Here is a 17,612-nt window from a genome sequence, read left to right as displayed (position 1 = left end):
ATACGATACCTGACGCGTGACGCATGATACCCCCCTTTAGGGGAGTTGTATCCTGCATCATTTTTTATTTCACAGGTTCTATGAGCCCGAAGTTTCCATCGCGCCTGCGGTACACAACATTGATATCGCCGCTCACTTCATTGGTGAAAACAAAAAAATCCTTGTCGATGAGTTCCATCTGCATTACCGCCTCATCAGACCCCATGGGTTTCATGTCAAACCGCTTCCTCTTTATAATCCCGCCTGTTTCCTGCGGCGCTTCCTGTGATGCCTCCTCTATATTCTTCCCCTCGCCTTTTCTGTGGGATACAAGTTTTTCCTTATACTTCTTTACCTGCTTCTCGAGTTTTTCAACCACTTCATCTATCGAAGAATAGATTTCAGCGGTGACTCCCTCTGCCTGTATCATAACTCCATTAGCTTTCAGCAGCACCTCTGCCTTATGCCTGTATTTTTCTATGCTGAGAGTCACAACTGCCTCGGTGATATTTGAAGAATACCGCTCAAACTTTTTAATCTTCTCTTCCGCATAATTCTTAAGCGCCGGAGTTAAATCCAGATGCCTCCCATTGACTATTATATTCATAATTATCCCCCTTTTAGTCTGATCTCTTTCTCTGATTCTGAGACGGCACTTTAAGCTCATCTCTGTATTTTGCGATTGTTCTCCTTGCTATTACTATGTTTTGGCTTTTAAGCAGCTCAACGATACGCTGGTCGCTCAACGGCTTCCTGTGGTCTTCCTCTGATACTATCCTCTTTATCAGGTCTTTTACAGAGGTGGAGGAGACTGATCCCGTATCGCTCTGCAGAGCGCTGCAGAAAAAAAACTTAAGACAAAAAACCCCATATCCGCAGGACAGATACTTATTGGACGTAACCCTGCTGATAGTGCTTTCGTGCAGGCTGAGTTCAACCGCAACATTTTTGAGGTTCAAAGGCTTCATATACTGGACGCCTCTGTCAAAAAAATCGCGCTGAAAATTAATTATGCTCTCTGTCACCCTGTATATCGTCCTATTTCTCTGATCAAGGCTTTTTAACAGCCATGAGGCAGAGCGCAATTTTTCATCAAGGAATTGCCTTTCCTCTCTTGAAAAAGAATTCTTCTGAAGCAGGAGTTTTTTATAGTAGCTGTTTATTTTCAGTTTCGGCAGTCTTTCCTCATTCAGAACAATCTGATATCCCTCATCAGTCTTAACCACAAATACATCGGGTATAACATAATCGGTATTAGTACTAAAAAAATTCCTTGCCGGCCTCGGCTCCAAACCCTCAATGACCTTAACAGCAGCCAGCACTTCATCAACTGAAGTATTGCATAGCCGAGCTATCTGCTGATAGTTCTTTTTTTTAAGCTCCTCCATGTTGTTCAAAACAATTCTCTCAGCAAGACTTCCGGCAAGTCCCAACAGCTTCAGCTGGAGTATCATACACTCCTTAAGGTCTCTTGCGCCTATACCCGGCGGATCAAAGCCCTGTACGACATCAACAGCCTTCTTTACGTTAAGGATATTCTCATTTGTGCTTGCTGCGATTTCCTCATCCGTAGCTGTGAGATAGCCGTTCTCATCTATATTGCCTATTGCATATTCTCCTATAAATTTGATGTCCTCTCCGACATCGGACAACCTCAACTGCCACAGAAGATGGTCATAAATATCAGGAGTTTTGCTCGCAAATTGCTCAAAAGAAACCGGGGTATTCGTCCCCTGCCCGAAATATCCAAGGTCTCTTCCATCACTGCTCCTCTCTTCAAAATATTCATCAACACTAAAGTCGGCTGAACCCAATATCATCTTTTCAAGGGGAGACTCTGCATCGTCTCCGGGCAGCTCGGAGTCAGCCTCCGCAGTCTCTCTCTCTTCTTCTGCAAATTCTTCACCTGCATTTTCTTCCTGCACATCTTCCAGAAACGGATTCTCAACGAGTTCCTGCGCAAGAGTTTGCGACAGCTCAATTAGGGGCATCTGCAAAAGCCTTATTGCAAGCTGTAGTTGAGGGGTAAGAATAAGTTTTTGAGAAAGCCTAAGACTTAATTTATGCTCAAGCGCCATTAAAGCCTGAATTCCTCTCCAAGATATGCCTCTTTTACCTGAGGGTTAGCGATTATCGTTTCAGGAGCGCCCTCTGCAAGCACTTCGCTGTTATTTATTATGTAGGCCCTGTCCGTTATTGAAAGCGTATCCCTCACATTATGGTCTGTTATAAGTATGCCGAGACCTTTATTCTTAAGATAGGTTAGCATTTTCTTAAGCTCTATTATCGCAATCGGGTCAATGCCTGTAAATGGTTCATCAAAAAGTATAAACGTAGGTTTCAGCGCAAGCGCCCTTGCTATCTCTGTCCTTCTTCGTTCCCCGCCTGAAAGCCTGTAACCATTCCTGTCTGCAAACCCCCTGAGATTGAACTCATCAAGCAGGTCCTCCACCATGCCGGCAATATCTGCATCAGGATACCCTTTTATCTCAAGCACGGCCCTCAAATTATCCCTTACCGTAAGCTTTCTGAATATGGACGGTTCCTGCGGGAGATAGCCTATTCCCCTGCGCGCCTTCTGATACATCGGGAGTTGGCCGATATCCTCGCCGTCAAGGAAAATACTGCCGTTTTCAGGCTTTATCATTCCGACAATCATATAAAACGTTGTCGTCTTACCTGCTCCGTTTGGACCGAGCAGGCCGACAATCTCGCCTGTGGTTACGTATAAGCTGAGATTTCTTACAACGCATCTTTTGCCGTAGTTTTTTGTGATTTCCTTTACTTCAAGAATATGCATCTATTTCCCTTTTTTATTTTCAAGCAATACCCTGCTGTTCTCCACAAAAGAACGGTCATCTTTCATCCAGTATGTCATTTTTGTCCCTGTAATAATATCGCCTTTCTGTACTGCCTTCGGCTCACCGGTAAAGATGATCTTTTCCTCATCTGCGAAATAGTTTGCAACCTTTGATGTAACAACAAGGCCTATTTTAACGAGCTTCACACTGCCCTCTGCATCTATTTTTGTCACATTGCCGGTCCCTTCCGCATAATAAACAAGCATCTTATCAGAGTAAAGCGTCATATTTTCAGTCTTTGCAACGACAGAGCCTTCAAAAAGGGCAGTACGAGCCTTATTGTCCGACAAAAGTGTCTGCGAAGTTATTAATATGGGCCCTTTTATCTGTTCTGTTTTCTCCTCGGCAAATATACTGCCAGCCAGAACAATGCAAATAAAAAAACTAACGAAAAAAAGTTGCTTTAACATCTTTCAGTATCCTCACTTTCTGTTCTGAATCAGCCTCCATGCCGACTCCTTCAACATTAAATTTCTTGCTCTCAATCTTCACAGCCTCTTTCGTCTTAATCTCTCCCTTAGACTGGTTCCACTCCACAGATTCGGTTATAATTGTATATCCCTTTGAAACCGCCTTTATCTTTCCATTCAGAGTCAGGTCTCTGCTTTCCATATTATAAAATCCCTCCGGCGAGTATATTGTCATGTCTTTATTTTCAACCCTCAAAACTACGTCGTTAAGCTTTACCCTGTCACTGCCTTCTATAATATCAGCCCTGCTGGCATTGAGCGTCCACATGCTGGTTCCATTTTTTTTATGGATAATTTTCAAGCCCTCTAAAAAAGAACCTCCTTTGAGCAGCAGAGCCTTATCCAGCCCCCTGTTATTGCCAAAAAACAGAAACACAAGAGAAAGTAAAAAAAGAGAAATAAGCAGCAGCACTTTCTTTTTCATAATTAAGATTTTATCACAGAGGCATCATCATGTAAAGCAAAAAGCATACCTGTTTTGCACATCAATGCGTTAAGAATTAATTATTTATGGAGCGGGCGACGGGATTCGAACCCGCGACCTCCAGCTTGGGAAGCTGACACTCTACCACTGAGTTACACCCGCAGCCTGAGAAATTATAACATTTTCCCATCACAAAATTGTAACAGCTTTGAGTTATCTCAGCGTTATCGATTCAGTGATTTCTCTTAGCACTTCATCCAATGCCGGCTTCCTGGCAGAAACCAATCCGGCCGGTGTATGCTTATGTTCGGGATAAGTGGATACTCCTCTAACTTTGGGGTCTAATGCGTTATCATATCTAAAGATTAGCCTATCATCTTTAGATGAGTAGTTATATCCATACATCAAAATATTTACAGCTTCTGATTTGAAAATAAGAAATTCCTTAATGTGCAATCTGGAACTGTCAATAAAGGTAATAATGCCTGTTATATATGCGGTATCCGGCGGGCGTTCTTCAAAGGAAATGTTTTGTGATTCTACATAAGGATTTGCCGCAACTTTACTGAGAATTTCACCGAGATAATCCTTTATCTGCATATCTCAAGAGATTCAAGTTCCTTAAGTTCATCCTCAAGATGTCTTAGAATTTTCAGTTCTCCCTCAAGCTCTACAAGTTTCATATCATTTGCTTCGGTATGTTCCACCTCGCCTGCCACAAGCTTATCAATATCAACAGAAAGGGACTTTGCCAATGAATCTATTTTTTCACTTGTCTTTTTCAGGCTGCCCGCGATGATACGCTTTTCTCTGTCCAAAGCATTGGTTAGCAAAGGTATAATTTTCTCCGAAGAACTGCTCTTAATGGATATTGTCTGCATGGGACACCTCCCTGTTTGGATTATAACACAAACAAAGAAATGCCACGGGCTTCCCGGCTTCCCGCAGCAGATGAAAAATGTGCCTGCCTATTTATTTACACCTGAGAGGCTGATATTTTTAACGATTCTTTAATGCCCACTCCAAACCCTTACACCCATATTCATTTCCCAAATCACATCCCTTTTGATAATCAGTAATAGCTCTATTTTTATCTCCCATCTTCCAATAGGCAGCCGCACGATTGGTGTAGTATATACCGGCACGATTCGGGTTCGGGTCTAAGGAAATTGCCTTTGTATAATCCTCAATCGCTTTATTATATTGTTCTTTTCTACGATAAGCACCCCCACGCAGTCCGTAGGGTATGGCATTATTGGGCTCTAATGCAATCATCTTATTAGCATCCTCAATCGCCCTGTCAAATTGACCCTTGTCTAAATAGGCACCCGCACGATTGCCATAGGCGTTGGCAAAATTAGGGTCTAATTGAATCGCCTTATTATAATCCTCAATTGCCCTGTCATACAGACCTTTATTGCTATAAGCAAACCCACGATTGTTATAGACATAGGCACTATTTGGGTCTAATTGAATCGCCTTATTCTCATTCTCAATTGCCCTGTCCCATTATCCTTTAAAACCATAGGCAGCCCCACGATTATTATAGGAAAGGGCATGTATATTTCCCTTCAATCCGGGCTCTATACTCGGGTTTTCTAATGCAATCACCTTGGTATATGCCTCAATTGCCTTGTCGTGCTCTTTAGCCTCACTATATTGTATTCCCTTATTAAACCAATCCATCGCGCTCAATGTGTCTGCTGCCTTTGCATATTCTTTCTGTTTGTTTGTGTCAGTCTTGACTGTCTCAAGCTCTTTTTTCAGCTTCTCTATCTGCTTGAATGCCTCATCCGCCCTTTTCTTTGCGTCCTCAAGCTCTTTTGACTTCTGCGTATCCTTGCGAAGCCTGTCAACAGCAGCCGCAACCTCATTTGGGTCTGCCTTTATCCTTGCCTTGAGATAATACTTCTCGCCGTCCCACTTCTCATTGAGTATCTCTGTCTGCACAGCACCTGCTGTAAGCATAACCACTTTGTCTTTGGTAAGACGGAAATCCTTGACCTCGGTCTCTGCCATGAGATATGTGCCGAGTTCCTCAAGCACAAGCCTTTTCACCTGCTCAATGGCAATGGCGCGGGCGGTTACCTTGGAATCTATTTCGCTTGCCTGATAGGTGTATTCCTTCTCAAAGGTGACTACTTTGGCAGAGGCTGGCACTGCCATAGACAAAAAGACACAAATGATTGTGACAATTGAAATGCGTATGTAACGATTTGAAATTACCATGTTACACCCCCTTGCTTCAGTTATAGCAAGATTATATCATTTCGTAAAATAAAACAGATGTGAAAATTACCCAAAATCAAATTGTTTTTGCCGGATGAGGAGATATTACAAATTCTTAATCAGCTCTTTTCGCATTACTTCAACAGGCGGTTTCTTGCCTGTCCATAATTCAAATGCAAACGCGCCCTGCCATAAAAGCATGCCGAGGCCGTTAAGGGTCCTACAGCCTTTCCTTGAGGCTCTTTGAAGCAAAAGAGTGTTTTTATAAATCAAATCGCAGACAACATGCCGCGGTTTCAGAAGATTTATATCAATCGGCAACGGGTCGCCTTTTTTCAATCCAAGCGGCGTGGCATTTATTATTATGTCAATGTCATCAAGCTGACTGCTGATAGCTGACCGCTGATAGCTGAAAAATGATACATTCCCTTTGATCTTTTTCAAATCCCCTATGAGTTTCCCTGCCTTCTTCCTGTCTATATCATAAATAAATAATGCTGATGCTTTTTTAGCAAGATAAAAGCCTATCGCCCGCGACGCTCCGCCTGCTCCGAGTATCAGGACATTCTTTTTGTTAACTGCTATCTGTGCCTCGGATAATGACTTCATAAAACCTCTTCCGTCAGTATTGTATCCTGTTAATTTCCCTCCGTCTGAGGCGGACCGGTTAACTATTGTATTAACAGCTCCTATAAAAGACGCGTCGGCATCTACTTTGTCAAGCAAAGGGATAACGTTCTCTTTATGCGGCATCGTCACATTTACCCCTGCAAGATTAAGCGCTCTTACTGACCTCACCGCGTCCTTCAAAAATCCGGGCTTAACAGGGAATGTCACATAACAGCAGTCAAGCCTGAGGTGTTCAAATGCGGCGTTGTGTATTGCAGGTGAAAGGCTATGCTCAACAGGATAGCCAAGCAAACCAATCACCCTTGTCTTCCCGCTTATTTTCATCCCGTTAGACCTCCTTGTATCCCGTCAAATCTTTCATCCCGATAGAAAGTTCTCTCACATTGAATTAACAGTATAGCGGGATTCAGCAAACAGCCTCCATTCCTTTCATAAGGCCCTCCGGGGTAGATTCTATTATTTTAACTTTTATACCAAGGGCATTTTCAATATCTTCCTTTGAGGTGTCATCAAGCAACACGTTCTCTCCTTCTCTCATAACAGTATCCGGGACAAACAGGCACTCGCAGCCGTCTGTCTTATCGGACAAAGACCTTATAACATCCCTTCCTGTCAGGAGTCCTGTAACTGTTATTGCCTTGCCAAAAAAAGTGTTTTCCACGGGGATAACGTTTATGTTTATGCCTTCTTTCTCAAGCAGCCTGTCTGTGATTTTCTTAAGATACGGATAAAACGAGGTACCTGTGAAGGTAAGAAATTTCTTTTTTTGCTGATGGCTGATGGCTGATAACTGCTGGCTAATCCTTTTTGCCTGCGACATAAACAACTGTACCATGCCAACACCATTCTCTATCTGCGGCAGTTCTCCATATTCGCTTAAGGCCGGGAAATTCACTCCTCCTTTTATGTATAACTCGTCTGCGCCATAAACAACAGAGACCCCGTGCTTCTTCCTGAACCGTTTCTGAAAAGAATCAATTATATTGAGCGCCTTCGATGCATCCTCTTTTTCAACAGGCTTTATTGCCTGCCTCCTGTGCATTGTAATACCAACCGGAACGACAGCAATTGAGGATACATAGGGATAGAACCCATAAAGGTCCCTTATTGTTCTCTGAAGTTCTCTTTCATCATTGTATCCGGGACACAGCACAATCTGAACATGCATCCTGATTTTATTTTCTTTTAAGAACTTCAGCTCCTTCAGAACATCTCCTGCCTTAGGATTTCCAAGCAGCGTATTGCGGATGACTTTATTGGTTGAGTGCACGGATATATAAAGCGGGCTCAGCCGCTGCTGCGCAATCCTCTTCTTGTCCTGAGCGCTTAGATTTGTGAGGGTAACATAATTGCCGTAAAGGAATGACATCCTGTAATCTTCATCTTTTATATAAAGAGATTTCCTTAACCCCTTAGGGAGCTGGGACACAAAACAGAATATGCAGTTATTAATACATCTCTTTATCTTGAAAGGTTTCAGTGTGACACCCATGTCTCCTGTTTCTTTTGGCATGACTTTTAAGGACATTTTTTTGCCCTTTCTCACAGCGCCGATATTCAGTTCAGGTTCATTCCTGTAAAACATAAAGTCTATGCCGTCGTTAAGCCTGTGGCCGTTTATTGAAAGGAGCACATCTCCCGGCAGAAGCCCTTCTGTCTCTGCGGCGCTTCCATGCATAACTGTCTCTATTTCAACTCCATATTTATTTTGCATTTGTCAATTTCAACCCTCTGTATATATAGTGCAGGCCCGAAATAATTGTCAGCGCCGCTGTCGGCCATACAAGCACATTCTGGATGTCGGGGAGGAAGCCTACATTTATATCAAGAAGCACATAGCATAAAAGAATCAACTGCATAGCTATGGCAGCCTTGCCCGTGGCTGTAGGTTTTACGTTTGATGTATGTGTTATCAGATAAACAAGCACCCATCCTATTACCACGATAACATCCCTGCTTATCACAGTTATAGTCAGCCACTTCGGCAGCCAGCCGTTCATAGAAAATATTATAAAAGATGTGATAAGAAGAAACTTATCTGCAAGCGGGTCAAGAAATGTTCCAAGCGCCGTCTTCTGATTGGTAAGCCTTGCAATAAACCCGTCAAGGGTATCTGTCAGTGCAGCAACAATAAACATATACAGCGCATAATCATATCTTTTATATATGACCGCTATTGTAAAAAGAGGGATTATTACTATTCTTGCTATTGTAAGCGAATTAGGAAGATTCAGAACCCTCACAGCTACCCCCAAATAAATTAAAAATGAAAAAAATGAAAACTTTTGTTACGGGATATTAAACGGTATGGATTGGAACTTCAATTTCAATCCAAGTTTATTATAACACCTATTTCCACTCTTTCCATTGTTTTTATTTACAAACGATAACAATGCGGCTGCATGGCATTTCTCCACAGAAAATCCTTTGGCAAGAGAATCTCTGAACGCAGCATTCAGGTTAATCAGCGCAGAAGAAATCCTGCCTTTCAAAAATTCTATCTCGCCAATGCCGAGTTTGCAGTATATAATCCCCTTGGGATCTTTTGTCTTTTTGAAAAAACCTTGCGCCTGTTTAAAATATTCCGCTGCCTTATCAAGCCTGCCAAGCATGGTGTAAGTCTTGCCGAGGCTCCAGAGAGTATATGAGAAACTTACAATATCGCCTATCTTCCTGTAAAGAGTTGTTGCCTTTCTGAAATGCAGGAGAGCGCCTGAGTAATCACCCTTCATTCTCAGGGCATTCCCGATACCGCAGTGGGAATACGCAATTCCGAATGTATCATTTAATCCGGAAAATAATTTATTGGCAGCGATGTAGTATTTAAAGGAATCGCCGAACAGCCCTGCCACTCTGGACACACCTCCAAGTCCGCACAGGTTATAGCCTATTCCATGCTTGTCTCCAAGGGTCTTAAATAGCCCGAGTGATTTCTTAAACGACTTTAGAGAATCCGCTGCATCCCCTTTGATACGAAAAGCTCCGCCCTTAGCCCAGAGCACAAATGCCATTCCTTCGCTGTCCTTTTTCTCTCTGTACACCTTTTCAGCTCCGGAAAACATCTCCAGAGCCTCCTTCCACCTGCCAAGCCCCCTTACTGAAAGGCCGAGCCCAACAGCAGCATCTGCCGCAGCTGTCGTGTCCTTCAGCTTCCCGCTTATTTTTATTGCTTCGGAATAATTTTTCCCTGCAAGTTCAAATTTTCCTGTCATGCGATAGACATCACCTATAGACATAAAACAGCGAAGCCTGCCCTCTCTGTCGCAATCCTTGTCATGAATCTTCATTAGCTTTTTGAAGACAGACAGAGAATCGTTGTACTTAGCCATGTCCTTTAATCTCTCTGCCTTGCAGAGAAGCCTATCTGTTTTAGTAGTCATATGCAAATTACCCCATATAAATTTCAGCTAATGTTTGTTATTGTCATTCCTGCGAAAGCAGGAATCCAGTGAAAAAAGACTGGATTCCACATCAAGTGCGGAATGACAAAATAGTAAAAATACCCTATCCTTCTTTACTATCTGAGCATCTCACGCAGTTTCTTTGTAAGCGACGCATAGTCTTTAGAACTGAAAAATGCTGAACCCATGACAAGTATATCAGCGCCTGCCCCGGCAACCATCCTGGCATTATCAGGTTTTACGCCGCCGTCAACCTCAATAAGAGTTTTAAGCCCTCTGTCTGAAATCATTTTCTTTAACGCCTTAATCTTGTCTGCGACCTGCGGAATAAAACTCTGCCCCCCAAAACCCGGATTAACAGACATCAGAAGCACAAAATCCACATCCTGAATAATATCGTCAATGCTGCCGAGCGGAGTTGCAGGATTAAGCGATACGCCTGCCTTTACCTTGCTCTCTTTTATTTTTTGCACTGTGCGGTGCAAATGCTTTGCAGCTTCAAAGTGCACCGTAAGATAATCGGCCCCCGCTTTTATAAAATCGTTCAGGTATTTGTCAGGCTCTTCTATCATCAGATGCACATCAAGAGGAACAGATGTTATCTTCTTAATTGCGGCTACAATCGAAGGCCCTATCGTTATATTCGGCACAAAATGGCCGTCCATTATATCTATGTGAAACATGTCAATGCCTGCAGCTTCCGCTGCCTTTATTTCCTCGCCGAGCCTTAAGAAATCCGCAGAAAGTATTGACGGCGCAATTTTAATCATAATATTCCCCTTTTATTTCGTATTGTTTAATCACTAACCTATTCAGATAATCGTTTTACAATCTTTTACTTGAATAATGTTCCAATAGTCTAATAAATTTTTTGCTATATATGTGGTGATCAATTCCACTAAAATCTTTAATTTTTATTTTATCAATTGCTTCATTGTACTCGTATTCAGATAAGGATTTTAAAGTACTCCACCATTCTCTAGTATCCCCATTATTTTCGTGTTTTAACCTATCAATTATATATTTTTCAGGCATTAACATTATCTTATGAAATTCGTTTAAATCTTTACCAAAAGCTTTTTTAAAAAAAAGTTTATTAGGCATAACCGCGCCACCTGTGACTAATAAAATCTTCTGAATAGCGCGAATGTATTTCAAGCTCCAATGTTTACCAATATGATTCCTATCTTTAGCTGTAACAGGTATATACTTCATAGGAAAGGAATAAACTCTTACATTAAGATCATCATTCAACTCAATATTGACTCTAAGTCTATTATAAAAATCATCAGGAGTGTCATTGTCCCAGTTATAAAGAACATAATTTGACAGATTTCTTATCCCATATTTAGCAGCTAACTCAATTGCTTTTATATATTTTCTTTTGTATTCTTGTCCTACACTATCGAAAGCAATCCGTAATGGACTTATAGGTATTTCACTTAAAAGCTTCATTTTGTCCTCTGTAATAAGTCTTGGATCTACTCCCTGATTAAAATCAACATGTCTCAAGCCATAAGCTTTATTCCTGTATTTATCAAAGTAAGGCGTTAGGCAATCTTGGGCTTTTAGCAATTGATTTCTGGTAACATTATTTGATAAACCAAATCGTTCTAAGAGTTGTGAAAAGTCTTCTTTTGTTTTTTCGTTTTTCATATATACGGGCTGGCTTTTTAAGATAGCTGATATTTTTTGTAGTAGTATCTCGCTATTGATTTCACCATTTTTAAATCTCTCCATCAATAATTTAAATTTTACTGGGTGTTGATATTTTGAACCCCTATAAAAACCAATCTCTTTGATTTCTTCAATGATTCTCGGAAAATGCTTTGATGCTAGGACATTATTATCAAGCAAAAGAAGATTTTTCTTATGACCATATTTTCTGTCTATTTCTTTAATCTGCTCTTTTATGGATATATAATGTTTATATTTGGGTTCCAACTTTGGAACTGCACAGAACGAACATCTTTTAATACACCCTCGTGTCATATATCCAAAATAAGAGTCCTTAGCAGGATATTTATAGTCTATTTCATCTAAGATGTCATAATCAGGCACAACATGGTCAACAATAATGTTGTTATCATTATCCAGCATTCTTGGCTTATCCAGCAATCCAACTATAGGTTTAGTATGAGTTTCTTTGTATATTTCTTCTGCTAATATGGATGCCATAATGCCACCGACTTTAAAATCCCTTATCTTGTTAACGCTTCTTTTGTAAAATTCTATGGTCTCTATTGTTGTCTTCCAATAAAATGAAAATAATGTTGTGACATAAATCCTATCCCATTTTTTTTCTCTTAATTCTTTAGACTTACCTTTAAAAAAAGTTACATCATCCCCCAACATTTTGTGATAGGCACTTATTTTCATTAATCCTAGTGGAGGATATTTATTTTTATATGCAGGTTCAATTAACAATATTCTTCTACTCATTTTTTCTTGTTATCTTTAGGCTTTCTTTGTAGTGTATCTATGATGTTATCAATGAGTTTTTCCGCATCTTCTTTTCGCAAAGTGTCATCAATTATCTCAAAAATTATGCTGATAACCTTACGTACTTCTCTTGGATAAGAAGAAGGAATATCTCTTACTCGGTAAATATCTGCATCAATGATTTTGTTTTCTAGAGCGATTAATTTTGAATGGATTTTTTCCTTCTTTTTTTCAATGTCTGGACGTAAAGTTATTGACTCTTTCTTTGTTTCTTTAGGTTTGATTTTTGGTTTAATAATATCTATGCTTTTAAATAATTCTTCTCTTTGTACCTCTGAAGTAAGACCCTTCTCTAATGCTTGTTTGACTTCATTGAGCGTCTTTTCTGCTTCTTCAATACCTTTTATTTCGGTGCGCTCCTTTGAATATATTTTAGGAATTTTAGATAACTCATGCCATGTAATTTTTTCTAACTCAGATTTGAATAATTTGTATTCCTCATTTTTCTCAAAATCATCTCTTCTGGCGTTCGGAATTATATTTTTGTCATAAACATAAACCTCCCCAATAAACCACCCATTAAATCTTGTTTCTTTAAAAAAATCGTTCAGTGTATTTTCATCACCTATCTGAATATTATTTTTTCTGACTCTTATTCCTTTTATATTTTTATCATCTACCGTTCCTAACCAATTTGTTTTTGCATACCAACCCCAAAAAAGAAGCTCATTATTGTTGTATCTTTTAAAAAAATCTACTTCCTTAATATCATCCTTTTTTTTATCAGCATGAAACCATGTCTTGTATGGCTTATATATCGGATTAGGATTACCATTTAAATAGATGTTATATTCTTCAAGTGGTTTGTTTATTTGTTTTAAAAATGTAAGTATCCCCTCTTTTGTATCAGAATAATATGGAAACTTTTGCGCATTAAATGGTACAGGAGCAACCTGAGATAAATAATCCTCAATATCTGAAATGTCAAGTAGCCCTATATATTTTTCATCTATTCCATCAAGAATAACTTCAAAATAATGCTTTTCTTTATCTTCTTTGTCTGTTGTTATACATGAGATTTCATCTATGACTTTTGTTAAATCGTAATCTGAGTATTTATTTGGCTGAAGCAGTTCTCTCAATTTTTTACAGTCCCAATATACAGTGGTTTTAGTATTCTCACCTTTTGCACTTGTTATAAATTGAAGTTCAGATGCATAGCTTAACCCGCCGAGTCTACCAATGCCCCTAAAGCCCCTACTTTCCTCAAACCGTTTTTCTGAATTGCCGATATCGCCGAGCAAATGCCAAACTTTGTTATTAGGAATACCAATGCCATTGTCTCTGAAAGCAATTTTTTTATTTTGCTCATCAATAGTTATGTCTATACGACCTTCTTCTGTCTTTATGACTTTTTCTTTAGCGGCATTATCAATAGCATCGGTAGAATTTTGAATGTACTCTCTGAAAATGATTCTTGGATCCTTATACATCCCAGTGGTTAGTGATTCTAATGTGAATTTACCGATTTTGATTGGTTCCACTATCTGTTACCTTTTCTCTGAAAATATGAAGGATAAGGAAATTTAATCTTTAACAATGTCTTAAAAATGGAATGCTGGACAATCAATTCTCCTGTATCCAATCGTGTCATCATATTTGTAAAAGTTTTAGGAATGTATCTGTAATCAGGCTTAGAAATTTCAATCGCATTTGTCCTCCCGTAAACATGAGTAGAACAATTACCTTTTACTCTATCATGAACAGCACTTTTAAATTGTTCTGCTGAGAATAGAATAATTCCTTCTGACCTACCCCTTTCAGTTATTTCAAGGAGATTTCTTAATATCGGAGAATTTTTTGGCGCATTTTCAGCAGCATATTTATTAAGCTCGTCCACAAAAATAATAATTTTTTTAGGGATATCATCTTCACTTCTGTCAGTTTCACCAAATTTTAAGTCATTCACGGCTTGCAAAATATCTCCGAAAACAAAGCCTTGTATTTGTTCTTCTAATTTTGCAATGTCAATAACTAATGCTTCTCCTTTTTGTATTTTTTTTATTTCATCAGAAAGATGGTAATTCCTCTTAGTTGTATCTTTAGATAAAGATTTTTGAAAAATTTGATTAACAATCGATTTTTTGATTAGACGTGTAAATTTTCTCCATGATTGAACAGTGATTTCACCTTTTCCTTGCCCTTTTTTTGTATATTCACCTAATTTACTTTTAAAGCTGTCCCAGTCAAGATCGTCAAAATCACTGTGTTCTATGACAACATTTAAAATTGACTCCATAGTAAAATTCGGGTCATCAATATTACTAAAAAGGAGGTCAAGATTGTTTTTATCATGGTCATAGGTATAAGCATATGTCTGTGCCATATTGCTTTGAAACTGATTATTTAAAGCGTCTTTTTCGCACGATGTATTACAGAAACAATTCTCCTTATCATTTTTATATGGATAAAAATATTTGACATTTGAAAATGGTTTGCACTCTAATCCTGTTTTAGACCATGCATTTTTTTGCTCATTTGTTAATAAAGGATTTATCTCATCTATTCTTAATAAATCATTGCCTTTAACATTTAAAATTATGATTGCCACGTCATTTTTTGTTTGCTGTATTGCCTGCAATAAAAACATTGCATAGGATGTTTTGGTCGCAAGTCCTGAGATCCCTGAAATATTTGAATGCGCACCCTCCGGCCCTATTAGAAAATCACTATTAAAACATATCGGAACGGTTATGTTATTAGAAACATCTAAAAAACCAGCAGGTATCGGATTTTTTATTTTATCTAATCCTAATGCCTCCTTTATTTCATCTTCACCCGCAAATTCAACCAGCGTTCCATCTCTTAATGGCATATATACATCCTTATTGTTATGTAAGACGACTGCTTGTGCGTAGGTTACACCTAATCTCTTTGTTGAAGGGGCAGAGTTTAAATCTCCAAAATCAGAGGAAACATAGTTGCCAATGTGACCCGGGCTATCAGTTATATAGAAAATGTCTTGAATAATTGCATAAGTTATAGATTTTTTATCACCAATATTATTGTCTGCTTTAATAATATCAAAAGGTTTAATTTCTTCATTATCTTCCACCAAAAAAATAAACTCGTCATTTGTTGTTGGTGACTTTTCTGTAGCTGAAACCTTTCCTATCTTCTTCATAAACACCTCCTCAAAAAATATTCAGAAAATAAATATCACTTAAAAAACTATTTTTAATCATTATCTCAGTTAAATATATTGGATAAATATGACTTGCCCATCTTGAATCGTTACCATAACAAGTAACATTTCTCTCTAACAGGATAGAACTCGAAATGTTATTAATTAAACCTGTCTCAAAACCATCTTCTTTTTCCTTATCTGCAACTGCTATTTTTTCAATTTTTACAATACCGTCTAATGGATTTTTTACTTGATTTCTTGGTCGTATCCTCAAATACCATGCGCCAATTGTTTGTCTAAACCTCTGGTTTTCGCCTGTCTGATTATATTTAAAAACCGGCGTTCTTTCTCTATATTCTAATTTTGGCAAGAGTGTTCCAATACTTTTATTTTTACTTTTTAACATATTTTTTAAATTTGGATTAAAGGTTTTGGAGATACCAACAACATTATAAAAATATCTTTCATCTCTTATATCTGAAAATTGCAATGACCCATCAATTGCCAACATTTCACCATGCTTTAAAATATTCTTTTTAGTCATTTCCTCTAATAAATCTATTTCCATGTCATACATAATATCTTGGATTCTTGCAATTGCTTTGTTTTCTGGTCGTATTTCCATGTTACTGCTATATTCATATCTATCAACTGCAATGCTACCAGTCTGTTCTATTCTATTCTTAATATCCTTATAATCATCATCAGATATCCTGTTATAAAGCACCAAGCAATTTTTTCTTTTTATTTGATGGGTCTTTATCTCATTACCAAGTCTTTTACAAACACCGCACCCGATTTGTCCTGCAACTATCGGCACAAGTTTATCGCCTATCTCAGCTTCTGCAATACGATATGTTCTTCTTGAACCATCCAAAAAATATTTAAAAAGAGAGGTGGTCGTTTTAGGTTCAACTTTAATAATTTTGCCTTGTTTATTTTCATCTTCAAATATTCCAGTCTTCTCGAACAATTCCCCTTCATCTTGATAATTATCAAAATAGAAACTATCAAGATTATACCGTTCTGACTGATAATAGGTAATTCCTTTTTCTTTTAAAACATCAAGAATTCTACCCAAGATTCATCCCCTATCAAAAACTAAAACATACCCATACCATAAATCCGGCACGCTATGCCCGCTTTTAAATAGATTTCCTTTATTAAAAATCTTTAAGCATTTTCGCTATATGGAGCTTATCCTGTCCTTTTCTTTTCAGCATGTTTCTTTGCTTTTTTGTAGATGTCCTCTACGCTCATGCCTTTGAACAGCTCGTCCTGAAGTTTTAAGTAATCCCTTTTCTCATATGTAATCTGAGACAAAAACCGCATGGCATCCACCTCGCCGAGGCTTTTAAACAAAACGTTCATCCCTTTTTTTCTTATCTCCACATCGCTTACCATCTGTGCCATTTTAATTTACCTCCATATTTTCAATAAACCTAAGAGGGTTTATGATCTTTATATTCATACCCAAAGCCGATGCCTTTTTTATTAGTTTATCATCACAGGTCAAAAAATACTCAGCTTTCCCTTTTAAAGCGCAGGCAAGATGCATGGAATCTCTCGGCGTTATGCCTTTTGACTCAAATTCCGTTGCAGCAGTCAAAACAGACTCATCAGGTGTTATACTCTCGCTTGCAAGGGAAACAGCCATCTCAATTTCCTGCCTCACATCATCATAAGGATTCAAGCTGTTTTCATAGTCAATCATAAATGACCACAAAAGTGTAAGCTCTTTGTTCTTGATTTTCTGAAGAATAGAAAATATCGCTATGGTCTCAAGACGTATTCTTACCTGCGACTGATCGTCAAAAGGGCGGTTATAAATATTCATGTCCAGATAAATTTGTCCTGCTCGACTTTTTCGGAACAACTATTTCGAGTTTAAAGTTAGTCCCACCAGATTTTCAAGTTTATAATAATTAGCCGGGATATCATATCCCAGCGCCTCATGCGGCCTATAGGTATTGTATTTTATCCTGTAGG

At 38.6% G+C, this 17,612-nt stretch carries 20 protein-coding genes and 1 tRNA gene; all 21 read right to left on the bottom strand.

From position 1 onward, the window contains the following. Positions 1–64: 64 nt before the first annotated feature. Positions 65–586 carry a ribosome-associated translation inhibitor RaiA gene (gene raiA / locus HY035_06625; GenBank protein MBI3378055.1) on the bottom strand — a complete coding sequence of 174 codons (522 nt, stop codon included), beginning with the start codon at positions 584–586 and terminating at the stop codon, positions 65–67. A gap of 13 nt (positions 587–599) precedes the next feature. Then, positions 600–2,057 (bottom strand): RNA polymerase factor sigma-54, encoded by a 1,458-nt coding sequence (gene rpoN / locus HY035_06620; protein MBI3378054.1) that lies wholly within the window; start codon positions 2,055–2,057, stop codon positions 600–602. After that, positions 2,057–2,779 carry an LPS export ABC transporter ATP-binding protein gene (gene lptB, locus HY035_06615; protein MBI3378053.1) on the bottom strand — a complete coding sequence of 241 codons (723 nt, stop codon included), beginning with the start codon at positions 2,777–2,779 and terminating at the stop codon, positions 2,057–2,059. Before lptB ends, rpoN begins: the two co-directional genes overlap by 1 nt. Then, positions 2,780–3,250 carry a hypothetical protein gene (locus tag HY035_06610; protein MBI3378052.1) on the bottom strand — a complete coding sequence of 157 codons (471 nt, stop codon included), beginning with the start codon at positions 3,248–3,250 and terminating at the stop codon, positions 2,780–2,782. Continuing rightward, complete coding sequence (gene lptC / locus HY035_06605; protein ID MBI3378051.1) at positions 3,225–3,734, bottom strand: LPS export ABC transporter periplasmic protein LptC; 510 nt, start codon at positions 3,732–3,734, stop codon at positions 3,225–3,227. Before lptC ends, HY035_06610 begins: the two co-directional genes overlap by 26 nt. 87 nt (positions 3,735–3,821) lie before the next feature. Then, positions 3,822–3,896 (bottom strand) — tRNA-Gly (locus HY035_06600). A gap of 51 nt (positions 3,897–3,947) precedes the next feature. Further along, a complete protein-coding gene (locus HY035_06595; GenBank protein MBI3378050.1) occupies positions 3,948–4,334 on the bottom strand; it encodes a hypothetical protein in 387 nt (128 codons plus the stop codon). Then, on the bottom strand, positions 4,325–4,615 hold the full coding sequence (locus HY035_06590; GenBank protein MBI3378049.1) for a hypothetical protein: 291 nt from the start codon (positions 4,613–4,615) through the stop codon (positions 4,325–4,327). Before HY035_06590 ends, HY035_06595 begins: the two co-directional genes overlap by 10 nt. 118 nt (positions 4,616–4,733) lie before the next feature. Next, a complete protein-coding gene (locus HY035_06585; protein ID MBI3378048.1) occupies positions 4,734–5,009 on the bottom strand; it encodes a tetratricopeptide repeat protein in 276 nt (91 codons plus the stop codon). Between the two features lie 234 nt (positions 5,010–5,243). Beyond that, positions 5,244–5,963: a hypothetical protein gene (locus tag HY035_06580; GenBank protein ID MBI3378047.1), complete on the bottom strand. Its 720-nt coding sequence runs from the start codon at positions 5,961–5,963 to the stop codon at positions 5,244–5,246. A 105-nt stretch (positions 5,964–6,068) separates the two neighbouring features. Further along, positions 6,069–6,917 (bottom strand): shikimate dehydrogenase, encoded by an 849-nt coding sequence (locus HY035_06575; protein ID MBI3378046.1) that lies wholly within the window; start codon positions 6,915–6,917, stop codon positions 6,069–6,071. 82 nt (positions 6,918–6,999) lie between these two features. Continuing rightward, the gene (locus HY035_06570) at positions 7,000–8,307 is read right to left on the bottom strand and encodes a DUF512 domain-containing protein (protein ID MBI3378045.1); all 1,308 of its coding nucleotides are present in this window, start codon (positions 8,305–8,307) and stop codon (positions 7,000–7,002) included. Next, positions 8,297–8,836 (bottom strand): CDP-alcohol phosphatidyltransferase family protein, encoded by a 540-nt coding sequence (locus HY035_06565; GenBank protein ID MBI3378044.1) that lies wholly within the window; start codon positions 8,834–8,836, stop codon positions 8,297–8,299. The genes HY035_06570 and HY035_06565 overlap by 11 nt, the downstream gene beginning before the upstream one ends. Before the next feature lie 45 nt (positions 8,837–8,881). Then, on the bottom strand, positions 8,882–9,973 hold the full coding sequence (locus HY035_06560; protein ID MBI3378043.1) for a tetratricopeptide repeat protein: 1,092 nt from the start codon (positions 9,971–9,973) through the stop codon (positions 8,882–8,884). A 137-nt stretch (positions 9,974–10,110) separates the two neighbouring features. Continuing rightward, positions 10,111–10,764 (bottom strand): ribulose-phosphate 3-epimerase, encoded by a 654-nt coding sequence (locus HY035_06555; GenBank protein MBI3378042.1) that lies wholly within the window; start codon positions 10,762–10,764, stop codon positions 10,111–10,113. A gap of 55 nt (positions 10,765–10,819) precedes the next feature. Further along, positions 10,820–12,436: a hypothetical protein gene (locus HY035_06550; protein MBI3378041.1), complete on the bottom strand. Its 1,617-nt coding sequence runs from the start codon at positions 12,434–12,436 to the stop codon at positions 10,820–10,822. Then, the gene (locus HY035_06545; protein ID MBI3378040.1) at positions 12,433–13,980 is read right to left on the bottom strand and encodes an ATP-binding protein; all 1,548 of its coding nucleotides are present in this window, start codon (positions 13,978–13,980) and stop codon (positions 12,433–12,435) included. Before HY035_06545 ends, HY035_06550 begins: the two co-directional genes overlap by 4 nt. After that, positions 13,980–15,620, bottom strand: a complete 1,641-nt coding sequence (locus HY035_06540) for an ATP-binding protein (GenBank protein ID MBI3378039.1) — start codon at positions 15,618–15,620, stop codon at positions 13,980–13,982. The genes HY035_06545 and HY035_06540 overlap by 1 nt, the downstream gene beginning before the upstream one ends. Positions 15,621–15,630: 10 nt before the next feature. Beyond that, complete coding sequence (locus HY035_06535; GenBank protein MBI3378038.1) at positions 15,631–16,704, bottom strand: hypothetical protein; 1,074 nt, start codon at positions 16,702–16,704, stop codon at positions 15,631–15,633. Between the two features lie 116 nt (positions 16,705–16,820). Next, positions 16,821–17,036, bottom strand: coding sequence for a hypothetical protein (locus HY035_06530; GenBank protein ID MBI3378037.1), 216 nt, complete (start codon positions 17,034–17,036; stop codon positions 16,821–16,823). 1 nt (position 17,037) lies between these two features. After that, positions 17,038–17,460 (bottom strand): PIN domain-containing protein, encoded by a 423-nt coding sequence (locus tag HY035_06525; protein ID MBI3378036.1) that lies wholly within the window; start codon positions 17,458–17,460, stop codon positions 17,038–17,040. Between the last annotated feature and the right edge of the window lie 152 nt (positions 17,461–17,612).

The organism is Nitrospirota bacterium, assembly GCA_016195565.1.
Classification (GTDB): domain Bacteria; phylum Nitrospirota; class Thermodesulfovibrionia; order Thermodesulfovibrionales; family UBA1546; genus UBA1546.
This window is presented reverse-complemented; position numbering and strand designations above follow the sequence as displayed.

Coding starts and splice junctions, on each gene's coding strand:
- HY035_06525 (MBI3378036.1), bottom strand. CDS start 17,460: ATGAATATTTATAACCGCCCTTTTGACGATCAGTCGCAGGTAAGAATA.
- HY035_06555 (MBI3378042.1), bottom strand. CDS start 10,764: ATGATTAAAATTGCGCCGTCAATACTTTCTGCGGATTTCTTAAGGCTC.
- HY035_06585 (MBI3378048.1), bottom strand. CDS start 5,009: ATGATTGCATTAGAGCCCAATAATGCCATACCCTACGGACTGCGTGGG.
- lptB (MBI3378053.1), bottom strand. CDS start 2,779: ATGCATATTCTTGAAGTAAAGGAAATCACAAAAAACTACGGCAAAAGA.
- HY035_06560 (MBI3378043.1), bottom strand. CDS start 9,973: ATGACTACTAAAACAGATAGGCTTCTCTGCAAGGCAGAGAGATTAAAG.
- HY035_06610 (MBI3378052.1), bottom strand. CDS start 3,250: ATGTTAAAGCAACTTTTTTTCGTTAGTTTTTTTATTTGCATTGTTCTG.
- HY035_06595 (MBI3378050.1), bottom strand. CDS start 4,334: ATGCAGATAAAGGATTATCTCGGTGAAATTCTCAGTAAAGTTGCGGCA.
- HY035_06570 (MBI3378045.1), bottom strand. CDS start 8,307: ATGCAAAATAAATATGGAGTTGAAATAGAGACAGTTATGCATGGAAGC.
- HY035_06540 (MBI3378039.1), bottom strand. CDS start 15,620: ATGAAGAAGATAGGAAAGGTTTCAGCTACAGAAAAGTCACCAACAACA.
- HY035_06530 (MBI3378037.1), bottom strand. CDS start 17,036: ATGGCACAGATGGTAAGCGATGTGGAGATAAGAAAAAAAGGGATGAAC.
- HY035_06580 (MBI3378047.1), bottom strand. CDS start 5,963: ATGGTAATTTCAAATCGTTACATACGCATTTCAATTGTCACAATCATT.
- HY035_06575 (MBI3378046.1), bottom strand. CDS start 6,917: ATGAAAATAAGCGGGAAGACAAGGGTGATTGGTTTGCTTGGCTATCCT.
- rpoN (MBI3378054.1), bottom strand. CDS start 2,057: ATGGCGCTTGAGCATAAATTAAGTCTTAGGCTTTCTCAAAAACTTATT.
- raiA (MBI3378055.1), bottom strand. CDS start 586: ATGAATATAATAGTCAATGGGAGGCATCTGGATTTAACTCCGGCGCTT.
- HY035_06590 (MBI3378049.1), bottom strand. CDS start 4,615: ATGCAGACAATATCCATTAAGAGCAGTTCTTCGGAGAAAATTATACCT.
- lptC (MBI3378051.1), bottom strand. CDS start 3,734: ATGAAAAAGAAAGTGCTGCTGCTTATTTCTCTTTTTTTACTTTCTCTT.
- HY035_06550 (MBI3378041.1), bottom strand. CDS start 12,436: ATGAGTAGAAGAATATTGTTAATTGAACCTGCATATAAAAATAAATAT.